General features: G+C 42.7%; 16 protein-coding genes. 2 read left to right on the forward strand and 14 right to left on the reverse strand.

What is annotated here, in order from left to right; translation table 11 throughout:
• Window positions 1-19 precede the first annotated feature (19 nt).
• On the forward strand, window positions 20-3,049 hold the full coding sequence (locus QT996_RS21625) for a hypothetical protein (RefSeq protein ID WP_333048801.1): 3,030 nt from the start codon (window positions 20-22) through the stop codon (window positions 3,047-3,049).
• Between the two features lie 97 nt (window positions 3,050-3,146).
• On the opposite strand, the gene QT996_RS21630 is transcribed toward QT996_RS21625, so the two are convergent.
• From QT996_RS21630 to QT996_RS21680, 11 genes are all read right to left on the reverse strand, one after another.
• On the reverse strand, window positions 3,147-3,998 hold the full coding sequence (locus tag QT996_RS21630; protein WP_333048802.1) for a ThiF family adenylyltransferase: 852 nt from the start codon (window positions 3,996-3,998) through the stop codon (window positions 3,147-3,149).
• Window positions 3,999-4,020: 22 nt separating this feature from the next.
• On the reverse strand, window positions 4,021-4,752 hold the full coding sequence (locus tag QT996_RS21635; protein ID WP_333048803.1) for a hypothetical protein: 732 nt from the start codon (window positions 4,750-4,752) through the stop codon (window positions 4,021-4,023).
• On the reverse strand, window positions 4,745-5,452 hold the full coding sequence (locus QT996_RS21640; protein ID WP_333048804.1) for a hypothetical protein: 708 nt from the start codon (window positions 5,450-5,452) through the stop codon (window positions 4,745-4,747). The genes QT996_RS21635 and QT996_RS21640 overlap by 8 nt, the downstream gene beginning before the upstream one ends.
• Window positions 5,425-6,237, reverse strand: a complete 813-nt coding sequence (locus QT996_RS21645; protein ID WP_333048805.1) for a hypothetical protein — start codon at window positions 6,235-6,237, stop codon at window positions 5,425-5,427. The genes QT996_RS21640 and QT996_RS21645 overlap by 28 nt, the downstream gene beginning before the upstream one ends.
• 1 nt (window position 6,238) lies before the next feature.
• Complete coding sequence (locus QT996_RS21650; RefSeq protein WP_333048806.1) at window positions 6,239-6,487, reverse strand: hypothetical protein; 249 nt, start codon at window positions 6,485-6,487, stop codon at window positions 6,239-6,241.
• Window positions 6,488-6,489: 2 nt separating this feature from the next.
• Window positions 6,490-6,687, reverse strand: a complete 198-nt coding sequence (locus QT996_RS21655) for a hypothetical protein (protein ID WP_015211755.1) — start codon at window positions 6,685-6,687, stop codon at window positions 6,490-6,492.
• A 28-nt stretch (window positions 6,688-6,715) separates the two neighbouring features.
• Complete coding sequence (locus QT996_RS21660) at window positions 6,716-7,417, reverse strand: hypothetical protein (RefSeq protein ID WP_333048807.1); 702 nt, start codon at window positions 7,415-7,417, stop codon at window positions 6,716-6,718.
• A gap of 62 nt (window positions 7,418-7,479) precedes the next feature.
• Window positions 7,480-7,671: a hypothetical protein gene (locus tag QT996_RS21665; protein ID WP_333048808.1), complete on the reverse strand. Its 192-nt coding sequence runs from the start codon at window positions 7,669-7,671 to the stop codon at window positions 7,480-7,482.
• Between the two features lie 186 nt (window positions 7,672-7,857).
• On the reverse strand, window positions 7,858-8,544 hold the full coding sequence (locus QT996_RS21670) for a siphovirus Gp157 family protein (RefSeq protein WP_333048809.1): 687 nt from the start codon (window positions 8,542-8,544) through the stop codon (window positions 7,858-7,860).
• Window positions 8,545-8,547: 3 nt separating this feature from the next.
• Window positions 8,548-8,775, reverse strand: coding sequence for a hypothetical protein (locus QT996_RS21675; protein ID WP_333048810.1), 228 nt, complete (start codon window positions 8,773-8,775; stop codon window positions 8,548-8,550).
• 33 nt (window positions 8,776-8,808) lie between these two features.
• Complete coding sequence (locus tag QT996_RS21680) at window positions 8,809-9,300, reverse strand: hypothetical protein (RefSeq protein ID WP_333048811.1); 492 nt, start codon at window positions 9,298-9,300, stop codon at window positions 8,809-8,811.
• 196 nt (window positions 9,301-9,496) lie between these two features.
• On the opposite strand from QT996_RS21680, the gene QT996_RS21685 reads away from it, so the two are divergent.
• The gene (locus tag QT996_RS21685) at window positions 9,497-10,501 is read left to right on the forward strand and encodes a hypothetical protein (RefSeq protein WP_333048813.1); all 1,005 of its coding nucleotides are present in this window, start codon (window positions 9,497-9,499) and stop codon (window positions 10,499-10,501) included.
• Window positions 10,502-10,532: 31 nt separating this feature from the next.
• Here QT996_RS21685 and QT996_RS21690 read toward each other — a convergent pair whose 3' ends face one another.
• From QT996_RS21690 to QT996_RS21700, 3 genes are all read right to left on the reverse strand, one after another.
• A complete protein-coding gene (locus tag QT996_RS21690; RefSeq protein ID WP_223300929.1) occupies window positions 10,533-11,024 on the reverse strand; it encodes a hypothetical protein in 492 nt (163 codons plus the stop codon).
• A gap of 416 nt (window positions 11,025-11,440) precedes the next feature.
• Window positions 11,441-13,525 carry an ATP-dependent DNA helicase RecG gene (recG, locus tag QT996_RS21695; protein ID WP_333048816.1) on the reverse strand — a complete coding sequence of 695 codons (2,085 nt, stop codon included), beginning with the start codon at window positions 13,523-13,525 and terminating at the stop codon, window positions 11,441-11,443.
• Between the two features lie 472 nt (window positions 13,526-13,997).
• Entirely contained in the window at window positions 13,998-15,689 is a 1,692-nt protein-coding gene (locus QT996_RS21700) for a relaxase/mobilization nuclease domain-containing protein (protein ID WP_333048817.1), read from the reverse strand.
• Window positions 15,690-15,694: the final 5 nt, after the last annotated feature.

Here is a 15,694-nt window from a genome sequence, read left to right on the forward strand (position 1 = left end):
CAAATGCTAAAACTTCGTTGTGCTTACCTCAACGATCTCTTGGCCATTTGAGGCTTTTGCAAAACCGGGATGCTCCCAACAATTTTGGAGGGAAATTCAGAAAGTATTGTATATTATCCTTGACAAATTTGAAACTCGCTATTCGAGAGTCTATATTCTTCTAAATGAGCTTTTATCCAAGCCTGAACCTACAAAAGATGATTTAAAAAACCTTCGCCTTAATGTTCCTAATAGCTTTGTAGCTATCAGCTACTTTTTTGAACGGTTGTCTTTCCCAGGATGGATCGACAAACTTCGGGACAAAGATTTTTTCAAAAGTCCACCTGAGCCAGAAGTTGATACAGATACAGGAAGGATTCTTTTTAGGCAATGGCCTCAGTCCCGCTACTTAGCACGGATGGCTTCTCAAGAACCAGCAAAAGTTCTAGATATTGCACTAGAGATTTTAGAAACAGGAACAAAAAATGCTTTCGTACACGAAGATTTGGCTGAAGCAGCCCTTGCAATGCCACCTGCTCTGGCAGCTCGTTGGGTAGAGCAAGAAATAGAATGGCTCAAAGAGCAGGATTATCTGTACTTTCGATTACCAGAAAAATTTGGTAAATTGATTGTTTATCTTGGAAACAATCACCAGCTTGATGCGGCAATCCGATTGGTTCGCGAACTTCTAAATGTACAGCCAAATCCTCAAAGCAATGGTCTGCTTCTAGGAATACGCAAGCGCTGCGATGACTACCCTTATAAAAAAATTCTTACAGAATACATACCAAAGTTAGTAACAGTAGCCGCCAATGAAACATTCCAACTTCTCTGCAATTTACTAAATGATACTATTGTCTTCTCGCAGATACCTCGCCAGGCTGGAACTTTTGAAGATTACTCATATAATTGGTATCCCAGTTTTGAAAGTAATCAGCCAAATGTTCCCTATGACGTAAGGAACTTTTTAGCAACTGCGGTATGGGAGACTATAGAACAAATTGCTAGAAATCCTCCCGAGCAATTGTCGCCACTGCTGCAAGTTATTGATGGCTATCATTGGCGAATTTTTCATCGTATCAGACTTAACCTACTTCGCCGCTTTCCTAACCAGTTTCCCGACATGATAGCACAAGCTTTAGCTGACAAACCGCGCTTGAATGAGTCGATACTTTACTGCCATGAATATGCACTTTTGCTCAGAGAGCGTTTTGCTGACATTGGTTCTGAAGTACAGGAGACAATTCTAAGTTGGATTGCAGAAGGGCCAACCAATCAATTAGAGGTTTGTGAAGAGGACAGAACTGGTTACGTAAAACAATGGCAGCGAGACAGGCTAGGAATTTTAAGTGGTAGTCTTTCAAGCGAGTGGCAATTGCAATATGAGCAGTTGGTTACAGAACTTGGTTCTCCTGCGCCTTTAGAGGCTGTTAGAGGTACTGGGGTATGGCAAGGGCCTACCAGCCCAAAGTCTGCTGAAGAACTATCTTTCATGACTATTTCAGAGCTATTCGATTTTTTGAGGGAATGGGAACCTTCTGGAAGATTATTCACACCATCCCGTGCGGGTCTGTCGATGGAGCTTTCTAAAACTATTGCTCAAAATCCAGAATTTTTTGTAAGCGAAATCGAACAGTTCAAAGAAGTGGACTTGCAATATAGGGGCGGATTCTTAAATGGTCTGACTCATGCGTTGTCAACTCACGGACAACGGCAGGCATTCTCTTGGTTACAACCGCTTGAATTTTGCGCTTGGATACTAACACAAAAGTCAGAAATACTTGGAAGTCGAGACCAGGTTACAGATTGGCATCAGGGCTGGAATTACATCTGCGACGAAGTAGTGACGCTTATCAAAAGTGGTCTGCAACCAATAGGGGTAAATGAAATTCCTATTGAATTCTGCAATCTGGTTTGGACAATACTAGAGCAGCTGACTGACGATCATTCCGTTACACCTGGTTTTGAGGCACACTATCGTTACTCAAATGCCACAAATGCTGAGGCTGCTGTTAATACTGTTAGGGGCAAAGCAATGCACGCAGTTTTCCAATATGCTCTATGGATAAATCGGCATACAAAGGCAGATAAAAACCTAGAGGAGCAGGCAGAATTAAGCTTTGACAAAATTCCTGAAGTACGGGAAGTTTTTGAGCGCCATCTGAATCCAGCACACGATCCTTCCGTCACAATCCGCTCTGTTTACGGCGCATGGTTTCCGCAGCTAATAAATCTCGATTCAAACTGGACTACTCGCAACTTGAATAGGATTTTTCCTAGAGACGAGGTTTTCCAAGATTTGTGGGATGCGGCTTGGGAAGGTTACATTACTTTCTGGTATGATCCTAACTCTATAATCTTTGTAATTCTCAGAAAAGAGTACAACCATGCCATTGAGCAAATTGGTGCTGCTACTCCCGAATCGCAAAATCCCTCAAGAACGGATGAAGCTTTAGCTGCACACCTACCATATCTCTACTGGAATGGGGATTTAGAGCTTGGTGATTCTGATATGTTGCTAGAAAAATTCTTTGCAAAAGCTTCAGGCCAACATCATGAACAGTTCATGAGGCAGATTGGAGAGCAGCTACGTTATGGAAATTCTGAGGTAGAAGTTGATTTGCTCCAACGATTGAAAAGACTTTGGGAATGGCGTGTTAGCCAAGTCAAAAATGCAACAGCAAGTAACTTACAAGCATTAGATTTGAGATATTTTAGCTGGTGGTTCGCTTCAGGAAAGTTTGATAGCAATTGGGCTATCGCTCAACTAAAAGACGTTATCAGATTGGTTAAAGATATAGACTACGATGACCAGCTGCTACCTCATTTGGTTGCACTTGCTCCCTTAATGCCGCTCTCTGTAGTTGAGTGCTTGAGTTTGATGGCTGATGAACTCCGAAGCGAGGACTGGTCTTTTTCCTATTATCAGGAGGACAGCGGCACTATTCTATTGACCGCTCTTCAAAGCGGAGATGAGGCCAGTCATAGGTTAGCAGAGGATTTGATCAACCGTTTATTAGCTCGGGGAATAGCAGACTTTAGAGATTTGCTGACAAACATGGACAACTGAAATTATTTGATCGACAGGCGATAAAGTTTTGAATCGTGATAGGGCTCATAGTAGATTCAATTGCTAAAGCTACATTTTTTTAAAGCTTAATATCAGGTTAGCATGGTGTTATTGGTTCACTTGCGATCGCTTTTACCACCGCGCACACAGACTGCTGAGTAATGTAAACCGATCGCGCCGTCCCACTCTCCAAATCAAAATAGGTCGCAAACCGCTTGAGATTGCCCGCAGCCATCCGGTACAAATAATCCGCCGCCTCAGCCGCCACTCGAACATTCACGCTCTCGCTCTGCACATTCAGCACTGCCATCTCAGCACAAGATAGATTATTTGTCAACTCTTCAGGTTTCGGTTTCAAAAGGTCAGGAGCCTGGAGCATCGGAGATGGCAACCTCGCACATCCCAGTCCCCCAAAATTATAGAACTCCGGGTCAGTTTCCAAAGAACTGCCCAGCAAGATTTGTCCGGCTGCTGCATGATTTCCGCAATCCAAATACCACACGCGGGGGATTTCAGAGCGGCTGTAGAATTGGTTTAACTCAAGAACCTGGTTAATAGCCGCTCTCCCGGCTGCCGTATCCACGCACCCCACCAGGATTGTCAGTTTGTCATAGGCGTAGCGAATCAGCTTGGGGTCAAATTCCTGCACGAAAGCCGTCGCGTCCACTCCCCAAGCTATAGAATATCTCAATGCTAGAGCCTGCGCCTTGGGCAGTCCGATTTCCTTGTCGCAGAAAGCCTGCCTGCTGATGTTAGCCTCTTCAACTATATCGGGATCTGCGATCGCAAATTGCACCTTTTTCCCCGACTTACCCAAACTCCGTGCCAGCCGTGCAATGTGATACGACAGCCAGGAACCAGTTCCTCCCGCCCCAATTAGCCAAAAATCAATCGAATCAGCTTGTCTAACAATCAGAGGCGAAGCTTCCACATAATCATAATTAAACATGGGGTAAATCTCCAAATGTTGTTTACAATTCGATAGGGTCATCTAACAAAGATGGCGCAACAGAACTGGAGTAGAATTTATCAATCAAATCGTTTTTTTCTCCGCCAACTGTGACATCTACAATGAAACCAGGCAATTCAAATATCCAGTCAGCAGGAACGTGCCAGAATTGCCGATAAACTCCAACTCGGCAAATAATTTCAGCACTCGATTCAGTCACTTTCCCTAAAACTGCGAAAATACGGAAACCTCCTTCATCTGCATCATCTGCACCTGAGAAGAAAGCTGCCATCCGATTGTGCGAATGTACCTCTACAGTGGCGTTAATGTACGAAGAATCTAAACGGTATTCAATCGCTCTACATTTACCAGAACTTTGTGTTTGATCTGGAATTACCAACCGCCACTCTCCTTGTTCGTGATGAATGTGGAAAGTGATTTCTAACGGCGTTTCTGCAAGTGCAGCGATACAACTTTCTTTCCACATTTGGATGAGTATCTGCTGAGGGATTCGTCCAGAAGCTAATCGGACTAAAGGTTCGATTTGTTCTAATCCTCTGATTGACGCGGTAAAAAGTTCTACCGGAATTATCACTTCTAACCCAGGTCTAACCGCCCTAACAAAGATGCCATTACTTCCAATCAGATACTCGAACATATTGCTAGATTGAGGCGGCAGATTTTCTCCGAGTTTGACAATCTTATAATCGACCAATTCTAGGTTGTATGGATTCAGGTTTTTTGGTTCAATCATCAGTTATTGCTGCAACTAATTTGGCAATTATTTGCTTGGTAGCAATTAAATCTTTAACAGGGTAAGATGAACGTTTAACCGCTTTTTCGAGTTGTCCGCGTACATCACTGGGTTGTGCCCTAGATTTGCCATCACTCAAATGTCCGTTGAAAGGACTAGAGATGAACATTTCCCAAGCTTTTGTAATATTATTGGGCGAAGCAACAGGCGGTTTATTATCTCCCCAGCAGATGCGTCCGCAAGATTGATAGGAATGCAAATAAACATTGGGTAGCGGAACGTGAAAAGCTTCTGCTTCCGGGTCAAACTTCGAGCCTTTAATTGCCCAAACCCAGTAATCAGATTTCAACCCCAAAAACACCATTGCTGGTAAAGGAATTAAGTGCTTTAATTCCAACAGATTTATTTCGTGTTTCTGAGGTGGTACAAATTTGATTGTCCATTCCCCGGCGCTGCCCGTTCCCCAACGTACTATCCCCGATTCAGGGTTTATCCAACCCGAATCAATCGGTGTATTGGCAAAAGCTGCTCGCAGAGTTGCTGGAGACAGACATTTGTACTTGGAACTATCCCCCGATTGATAGTGAAAAATGTAAGTACCGCCCTCAATAAAGAGAAGTTCGGCTTGAATAGCGGACAACTTTCGCGGGGCAACCTCTAGTACCTCTCGAATTATTTCAGATGCAATGTCAGATTCCATAATGCTAAGATGTGCGAAAAATTGGTGTTAGGGTCAGATTCAATCCAGTCAATCAATTCGCAGGCTTTATCTAATAGCTGAGTGGCTTTTTTCCATTCACTAGCTAGGAATTTAATGTCTTCAATTGTCCAGGGTCTTGATTCAAAATTGCGATTCCAGTAACTTTCACAGCAAACACTTTGGTCTAGCCAAATATTTCCTGTTTCCAAGTCAAGGAGTGCTAATGCTGTAGGCAAATCGCTGATAGGAGGTGCAACGCGACGGGCTAATCTTTTAAGAAGTTTAAAGTTAACTTTTTCGGGATGTGCAATGTCTTTCAAGCTGTATCCAAACGTACATTCGTACCACGATTTTCCTTCATCGCCTGCTACCGATTCCAACCACCACCGACCTGACTGCGAAAGCGGCAGTAATATCTGCCATCCGCTTCGCAATGCGTCAATTCCTTCTTCATGGTCTTGCCAGTCTATTCCTTTGGGTGAGACAGGAATTTGATAGAGGCGCTCTTCATAAGCGCCCTCTAAAATTATGTCGTCAATCGGAAATAAATGTTCGTTAACTAGCGAAATAAACTCCAATTCCTTCGGACTGTGATTTTCATCTTCCGAGTAGAGTTCCGATTGGCTTTTGTCCCATTCTAAAGGAAACAATTGTTGATAAAGACTGAGTAGCTGATAGGTGTTCAGTTTATCTAACAAATAATCGGTTGCTGATTTAAAATCGATGATTGGTTGGCACTGCTGTAATATTTGCAGAGCGGATTTAGCATTCCAAATTGCAGCCATATTAAAACCCCATTGGAACTGCACCAGCTACAGAGCGACTATTTAACAGTCGTTCCTTGGTTTGCTCAACTGCTTTCACGTCGTCTGTCCCTTTAGAAATAGCTAACTCAATAGCGTTCGCCATTTCTTTCATAGTCGCGCTATCGAGTTCTCCAGAAAGCTCTAACCGTTGTAATTTCCGGCACATAGATAGTGCTGGATTGACTTCCTCTGGTGCATTGATGAGGAATTCTAAAGGAGTCATTTTCATGGTTATTTTACTCCTTTAGAGCCGTTGCGTTTGGCTACTGTAATCAATTCTCCAGGTTTTCTAATGATGTCGGCGTTGGCGCAATCGGGGTAATAAGTTGTGAGCAATTTGCGGAGTTCGTTATCATCATTTGCTATTTCCTCATCAACAGGATGCTGTTGTCCCTCGAAGGAAATTAGCACTTTCTTTTTTGAAGTCATTTTTTTATCCCAAAAGTAGGTATGTTGGTCAAATCCCAAATAAGGTCAGTTGCGTTCCAGTCGTTTTAGACTCTGTAGAAGTTGTAGACGTAGTGGTGCTACTTGCTTCGCTTCCAGGTTTATTTGGGTTAGCGCTTCTTTTCTTTTGGTTGTGAGCATTAGCAATCTGTCGCCGCACTTGGCGATTGGGAAAATCTGCTACAAGTTCCTTCAGCAGTTCTTTTAGAAGAGGCGGTAATTCTCCCAAGGATGACTCCCTTATCGTTTGGCTAACAGGAAAATCGCCGTGACTGCTTGCTGAAATGATTACAATCCGTCCCTCTGAATGACCATCATCTGGTTTAAATGTTAGGTGCAGTTCGACGATACATTTATCGAAGATATAAGGTTCTTCTTGAGGTTCGGATTGTAAATTGCTGGATTCTTCGGTTTCAGAGAGAGCATTTTCTTCCTCTTCCTCTACCCAATTTTCATCATCTATGGAGTCTAAATCGTTCGTAAAGGTTGATGATTCAGTAGCAACTGTTTTTTTAACTTTAGCTGGCGAGAGTAGAGCTAGATAAGGTTTTTGAGCTTGCCAGCGAGTTCGGTCAAATAGTAGCCCAACTTTTTGGAATCTCTCCTCTATGGTTTCTTCATCCTCTGACTGAAGAGTATACTCAATTAGCTCTTCGCTCGTTACCGATAAACTGGCAGCAACGACTACATTCTTTGGTGTTAACCATTTCATTTGAGCGGTGTTATTTAATAGCTTATCATAGTGTATCTGGGCGATAGCCCCCCTAACTGGTGTTAATTAAAATCATTTTTGTTCAAACCTCCACTTAGTAGTAAAAGGGGTTCATCGGCGTAGGCTTCTATTTCCAAGTAATCGGTCATTGCTTCAGCGACAGCGGCTCGCATAGAACCAAGGATTACGAATAATCGCCCATCTTTTATGGGAAAAGATATATCAAGGTGATTGTCTCCTTCCTGAATCAACATGATAAGTTTACCTCGATAAACTCGGTAAGTAATTCTATCAAATGTTGAAATGTCAAACGAGTGGTTATTGTGTCTTTTCATGGAAATAGTTATACTAGATTAATTCAAAAAAAGGTTAGCAGATAGCATATAATAGCTATCTGCGGTTAGTGAAATCTCCCCAATCTTTTGTCTGAAAACCTTCTGCTAGCCGACTCTTGCTTTCACCTTCTTATTAGAAGTATCAGTGTTTTTAGGAAGCGCTTTTTCTTTACGCCCAGTCTTCTGTGTGGTAGAATGAGTTTCCTGAGAGTTTAATGCACGATTAGAAATTACTTCAGTGGTAGCGGTCAGATTTGATGGTACTATTCCGTATTCAACTCTGAGTTTACGCTCAATTCGAGTGCCATCAACGGGAATGCCTTGTTTCCAGTCAGCTAGGATTTTGCGTTTGTTGGGTGTAACAACTAGCTTTTCTGTGCGGTACTCTGTTGGCAAATCACAAGGATTTATTAACACTTCGCAACTCGGCGGATTTTCCTTGAGTCGGATGTGACGCGAGCGCCCCACAATCTCTGTAGGAATTACTCCCATTGAGTGAAATTGTAGCAGGGTTTTATCTAGACTGTTGCGCCACCGTTCCAGTCGTTCAATTGCCTGATTATGCAGTTCTACTAAGTGCTTTAGGCGTGCTTTGACAGCACATATTTCAGCATCTAGTTGGTCTGCTAGTTCGGCTTGCGTGTCAGCAGCAATTTCCTGGTCTGTCTGAATTTCCCAAATTTCTTTGAGGATAGCCTCTTCTTCTTCGGGAGTTTCAGCAGTTTCCAATTGATTCCAGAGTTCTACTGCTTGTATCGAATATCTGGCTAACAAATCTTTAGCTAAATACATTAGTTACCACCTTCCACAACAATGAAAATATTCATCAAAAGTTTCAATTCTAGCGAGTATGGCTAGGGTTCCTGGCGTGAGTTCGTCTGGTTCAATTTCTTCATCGCCTACTTCCTTATTTTGCATCTCTGGTATTAGTTCTAGGGAGTCAGGTTTGAAATCCACTACTCCAACTAAATGAGCATTAGTGTAGGAAATGAGGATATCAGCTTCACATTTTGGCAGGGACATATTTGTGTAAAACCTCGTCTCAAGTTTAGGGGTTTAAGAATGCCTGCCATTTCGGTTAGAATTTCTTAAAGTTTCAACCTTTTTCAAGGCAGGAACTCGCTGCTTGCGAGAGGGGATTTTTTCTTCAAATATGTCGGGTAATTCTTCTGAAAGGTCATCTTCATCGTCTTCAATATCATCATTAGTGAAATTAGCATCGTTATCCTCATCCGCGTCATCCACTTCGCTTTCATCTGTCTGGACTTCTGGTTCTGGCGATGCAGCAGGTAAGGTAGTGGAGGTAGCGATGATGTCATAGCCTAGTTCTAGGATTAGCGACTTTACTACGCTTTCCATCTGTTGTTCCGATAACCCAGGAGTCGTTCTCTTGAGTTCCTGCTGTTTCATTAGCATCCACACTTCCAGAGTTTCTTCTGGTGTTGCAGTCTTCAATGCCAATTTGATTTTTCTAGTCAGTTTTTCCCGCGTGGATTTGAGACGGTCTGTGGCAATTCTTTGTGTATTATTGGGCTGATTTGTAGGCATAAGTAGTGGCGTACCAAATTATTATTTTCACCCAAAAAGGTGGGCGTTAGCCCATTTATAAGTCGATGACATCGGAAATTAGGTAGAGGTGTGTGTAATTCCTTGGCATGATGTGATAGGACGCGCATATTTAGTAATCTAAAGGTTGAAAATATACATAATTTGAGCTTGTACATCGCCTACAAAAAGCATAACCATGAGCCAAATAAGAGGCTTTTACCCAGTTATTCTTATCCCCGATTCAATTCGTCAGTTCTGCGCGGATAACCCGATACCTATTTTGGAAGAAAATGCTTCTTCTACAAAAAAAATGCCTTTTCCGCCGCGACCGCCAGTTTCCAATAATTCTCGTTATTCTCTGGTAATTCAACTTTGGATAGCCAGTGTTGTGGTGGTAATGTTGGTTAACTGGCTGTTTGGCATGAGTGTTATGGCTTTCTGGTCATCGCTGACGTGTTCGTCAGTGAGTGTAGTGGCGACTTTTTCCTATCTGCGGTTTGTTGATTTTCAAGTGCGCGATCGCTACAAGCAACGACTGGCTGACTACCAACAACAATTATCCAAATACGAAAGTTATCAATTGTGTCGCTTGCAGCTAAATCACAAGGAAACTGAGCAATATAATTCTCTGTTGCAGGAACGATCTAAGCTGTTTAATATTTCTTTAAGAGAAATTATTCAGCAGCCAGCAAGTCAGAGTAAGGGAGGAGTACAGCAAGGGGTAAGTGAAAAGCAATTTTTTATTTACTTATGTCGTTATTTCTCTGGTTTTTATGACTTCTGTATGGGTGGTGAGTTTCCTATACCCGGTACATCTTTTCGTTACACTGCTGACTTTATACTGGTTCATCAACCGACAGGTTTAGCTATAGATATCGAGATTGATGAACCTTATGATGGGCGAACTGGAAAGCCTCATCATTGTGTGGATAGGAATAAAGATAATCAGCGCAATCAGTTTTTCTTAGAAAGAAATTGGGTGGTGATTCGGTTTTCTGAGTTGCAAGTTGTCAAATATCCTGATAGTTGTTGTAAGGCGATCGCTAGAGTTGTTTCTGAAATTACAGGTGATTATAGAGGATTAGTTCAGTTACAAAATGTTAAAGAGTTACTGCCCCAAAAACAATGGAAAGTTAAGGAAGCTGTTTATATGGCTAAGGCTAAATTTCGTAACTCTTACATAAGAAATAATTTTTGTTAATTAAGGAATTATACTAAAATCTTCAATAAATTTATAGGCTTGCTAAATGCGGGTTGTTTTCACGAATTTTTTGTAACTTAGCTCCCTCAAGTTTAATAGCTGCGGTTCGATCCAACCAAGAGTAAAGATTAGCTGCCAAAGAAGCATTAAGGCTAAACGGTTTAGAATTAAAGCCCGCTCTCATACCTCGACGAATTTCAGGTAGGGTCAGTCCTTGTTCGAGCAGAAAAGGAAGAATATCAATTAATTCTTGAAAAGCGTTCTGTGGCTGAAAGCTGTTATCTGGATCAGCTTTAAGGGTGAATCTGCGACGACGCTTAAAAGGATGTTGCCAAGCCCAACGATAGTGATCCAGATATGCTTCATCAGTATCAATAGTAGCATCGGTACGATCTATAGTATTAGCATTTTTCCAGTAAGTTTTTTCCTTTATAATAAATACCAAATCACAATAAAGGTTATTAAAATTTGGAAAAGTATCGCCACTGACCCAAAAATTGATATTATTTACTATGGAAGACATTTGTGTAATGTGACAATAGGAATGCAGGAATTTACAATTCCAAATGTATGGATCTTGATTGCCAACAATAGTATCGTGATAAACTACGATGCTATCGAATACTGATTTAGTACGAGATGGATGGTAGATAAGATAACCGTTCAAAATACGACCTCAATAGTAATTATAAAATACAATTATAAAATTAAAAGTATATCCTATGAAATAAAAAATCTGTTAATAGATTGTTTGAGGTTAAGTAAAAAAATATTCTCATAAAAAGCTAAGAGGATATTTCAAAAGCTAAAGAAAGCTATATTTAACTGCTGATGAGAGGAGGGAAGCAAAACCCTGCGATGTGAGCCAATATATTGACATACTCGATCGGGCTGGCACTCTGTTCACCATAATTTTTTAATATCCTCTAAGCAAACCTATTAATTAAGAGTGCAATCCCAACTTGTCAGCCCTCGTCTTTTGAGTTCTGCAACCATCAAAGGATGTCCCTCTAAATTCGGGTTACTTTTGACGATCGCTACTGCCATATAACGAGCTAAATTCAGCAAATCCTCATCATCCAGTATATTTGCCAGAGCAAATTCTGAAATTCCCGACTGCCGATAGCCCATCACAACACCTGGCCCACGCAGCCGCAAATCCATCTCTGAAATAAAGAACCCATCGGTGGATTTTTCCAACACTTCAAGACGTGCCTTAGCTTCTGCTGTTTTACTGGTATTGAGCAGCAGACAATAGGAACGGTGCGAACCCCGACCAACCCGACCCCTTAACTGGTGCAGTTGAGCCAAGCCAAAGCGATCGGCATGGTCGATTAAAATAACTGTAGCATTTGGAACATCCACGCCCACTTCAACCACAGTGGTGGAAACGAGTATCTGGGTTTTGTTGTCGCGGAATGATTTGAGCGCTTCATCTTTCTCGGCTGATGTCATCCGACCGTGCAGCAATCCTACGCTAAATTCGGGGAAGATTTCTGTTGAGAGTCGATCGTATTCTGCTACCGCTGCTCTCAAATCTAGCTTTTCCGATTCTTCCACCAAGGGAAGGATGATGTACGCCTGACGACCTCGAAGTACCTCAAGGCGGATTAAATCGTATGCTGAAGCGCTTTTATTAAGCACTTTCGTGTGAATCTTCTGACGACCGGGCGGTAACTCGTCAATCTGACTGACATCCAAATCCCCGTGCAAGGTCAGTGCTAAAGTACGCGGAATAGGAGTCGCGGTCATCGTCAGTACATGAGGTCTGTTTCCCTTGTTCAGTAAATCCTGCCGCTGTTGCACCCCGAATCTGTGCTGTTCATCGATGACTACCAGACCGAGTTTGTTGAAGTTGACCTTCTCTTGCAGCAGCGCGTGAGTTCCTACCAATAGTGAAAGTTCATTCGTCTCTAATTGGGCGTGAATTTCTCTGCGCTTGGCGGTTTTGGTAGAACCCGTCAGCAGTTGAACAGAAACGCCAAGGCGTTCAAACCACGTCGCAATCTTCCTGTGATGCTGTTGGGCTAGCACTTCTGTAGGTGCCATAAGTGCCGCTTGGTAGCCGGACTGGATGGCAGCGAGGATAGCAACGACAGCAACAACTGTTTTACCAGAACCGACATCCCCCTGTACCAGTCGGTTTATCGGCGTTTTGGAAGTCATGTCGTTGAGAATGTCGTTAATGACCCTACGTTGAGCTGAGGTAAGCGAGAAGGGAAGTTGAGAGTAAAACTCTTGGATTAGAGGGCCAGCAGGAGTTATTTTTGTAAGAGCCGATCGCGCCAAAAGCCGGTGGCGACGCACTATAAACGATAGCTGGAGATAGAAAAACTCATCAAATACCAGGCGACGGCGGGCAGCTTCCAGTTTGGTTTCGTCTGGGGGCTGGTGGATGTTTGCGATCGCCTCCTGTAATTCCATCAAACCATGTTGTCCTCTGAGCTCCTGCGGCAGGGGGTCATTTAGCAGGTTGGCAGATTCCAAAGCTGAAGTTACTGCATCTTGGACGATTTCGTTGCTAACTCCCTTTGTCAAAGGATAAATGGGGATAATTGAATTTTTCGTATTCTTGGCTTCGTCTAGACCGATTAATCGGATTTCAGGAGAAGTTAATATCATTCCGCAATAGCGATCGGCTTTGACTATTCCAGATATAGCAACAATGCCTCCAGCAACATAGGTGGCGGCTTGCTCGTTCCTCCACTTTTTTGATTGGTAGTACGGGTGGTTGAAGAAACGCTTGCAGGCTATTTTACCGGTTTTGTCCTTGACAATAATAGTCTGAATTGTTAGCCTAGAATTTTTAGGCGGACTGACTACTTCCTGATGTTGAATTTTACCTACAACCGTGACTGAATTGCCTACTTTCAACTGATAAATTTTTACTCGCCGATACTTGATGTAATCACGGGGAAAGTAGAGCAGTAAGTCTCGTACAGTTGTAAGGATCAGCCTTTCTAGCATTTTGTAATTGCTTCGGCTTAACCCTGGCAGATCGCAAATGGGTGAATGCAGTTTCATGATGATAGTTGGGAATTTCTCAGATTCAAATTTTTGTTAGCAAGCCATTCATAATGCTGCGCTAGCAGCCACTTCACAAATGGCAAATTGCTGAATCAAATTGGAAGATAAACTGCTTTTAGTCCTGCCATTATTTCTAACAAAGCAGAGTTCCATTCTCGCTGGTTGCACGAAGATTTAGGGCGCAGTCGAGAGAAGTAAGTGACGTAGATTCATAATTTTAAGGTGGTGCTTCCACTCTTTCACACTACTTACTGATAATAGAGGCTGAGTCACGGCTTGGACAAGCAGGTTTGGAAAAAGTGCTTTTCCAAATAGCATATTGTTTGGTTTTGAGGTGGGTTGCAGCGACGGCTTTACTGCTCAAACAAGTCGAAAAGGGTGGAAAATCAGCAATTTGTTTATCGCTTAACTTCAGTCATCGTTTCCTGGCCCTATGAAAGCTGCGTAAAATAGTAATAGTGAGCTTTTATTAATCCAAAATTATGCTAAAATTGCAATCGATTGCTTCATCACGATCGTTAAAACCATTTTCGTTTTCTTGCTCTTGAGATGCTAAGATTGCGTTCCAGCCGGCAAAGCCTGGATTGATTCGCTTTGATTGAGGGAATGTTTCAATAATTTCTTTTGACTGTCGATCGCCGTCTCGATCTCCTTTGAAGCCGGCTACTATAGTTTTTACTCCCTTAAGAAAGTCGGTTGGCAGCGAAGAAACCGCATCAATGCTTAAGTATAAAGTCGGCCTCTTATTGAAATCTGGATCTAAGGCAATTACAGACAGGAGTTCTACCGGGTTGCTGGCAATAATGGCTCTTTCAATATTGTTTTGAACCGCTATCCAGAAAACTCCCTTTTCACTGTTGTCGCCTGCTTGATGTGAGCCTTCCCCATGACTGTCAATGGAAAATTTTCCATTGGCGTCTAAAGTGCAGGTTCCTCTGTGCTCTCCTGCAAGGGTGCGGAGTTGGAAGACAGGGCGGTTCAGGCTGTCTGCGTCTATCCATCCCCTGTCGTGTAGCAGGTCAATTAATTCGACTGGCAGACAAGCATTTTCTATCAAATTGCTTCGTACATACTCCCAGTTAAGTGAGTCGAACCCCGATGTTTCGCGATCGTTGGGCGAGTCGGGTTTGCCTACATTTTCTGACTCAGCGATTAGAGAATCTTTGTCGGTTTCTGAGGAAGTCCCTGTACTGCTTCCTTCTCGCTCTGGCCTGTCAATGTTAGAGTTGCTCTGCCAGTATATTGGTGAAGAATTGCTCTCGATGCTGCTGTTCCTCATTTCATCGCAGTCATCAGTATCACTATCGGTGTTAGCGTCGCTATTTGGTTTAGAGTTTTCTGTTTCCAAATTTTCGTTCAATTTTCGCTCTTGCAATGGGGGAATGGCTTCCACATTTCTGTCAGTATTAGCAGAGTAAGTGACTCCTCTGTATTTTTGCAGCCCCTTGAAGGTGTAAGCTTTGCCTAAATGAGTGCCGCTAAAAGCAATATTGCCTAATTTGTAGCTAATGCCTAATTCGCCTGCGGGGGTGGGTTCTATTTTTACACTAATGCCTTGTTCAACGAGTCGGTCAATCAAAAGAGCGATCGCAGGACTGTCAGTGGTCGATCGATCTAGTGCTGTTTGCAGTTGTTCCCGTACACTAATCTCTCCGGTTCGCGCTAACCGTCGGCGTTCGCCTGTCGTGGGAGAGCGGCGTTCTTTATCAAAACTGCGTGCAGCGGGTGTTAAGTCGTACTTTTCTTCTAATTCTTGAATTAACTTTTCGCTGCGTAGATAGTTCCAGCTATCGGATACGCAAGTTCCTTTTTCATCTAATTTGATACGGCTGGCTGCAATGTGAATGTGGTCGTGGTCGCGGTCGGTATGGCGGATGATAGCAAATAGGTTTTTATCCAGTCCCATTCCTTCTAGATAATCAAGAGCGATCGCCCGCCATTTGGCATCAGGGATATACTCGCCAGAAGGCACGCTCAAAGTCACATGGTAAACTGGTTTTTCAACTCTAGGGTTGAGTTGTTTGGAAAAGAGAAACTCCGCAGCTAATTCCTGGGCATTTTCTCCTACCATATTTCCTCCAATTAGTGAAGCTCCTTCTTTGGAGAAGAGGTAATTGAGCAATGGAGTAAAAGTTTTACCGATTTTCTGCTTGCCAATCATTATTT

It is taken from the genome of Microcoleus sp. S13C4 (genome assembly GCF_036700865.1).
Taxonomy (GTDB): Bacteria; Cyanobacteriota; Cyanobacteriia; order Cyanobacteriales; family Microcoleaceae; genus Microcoleus.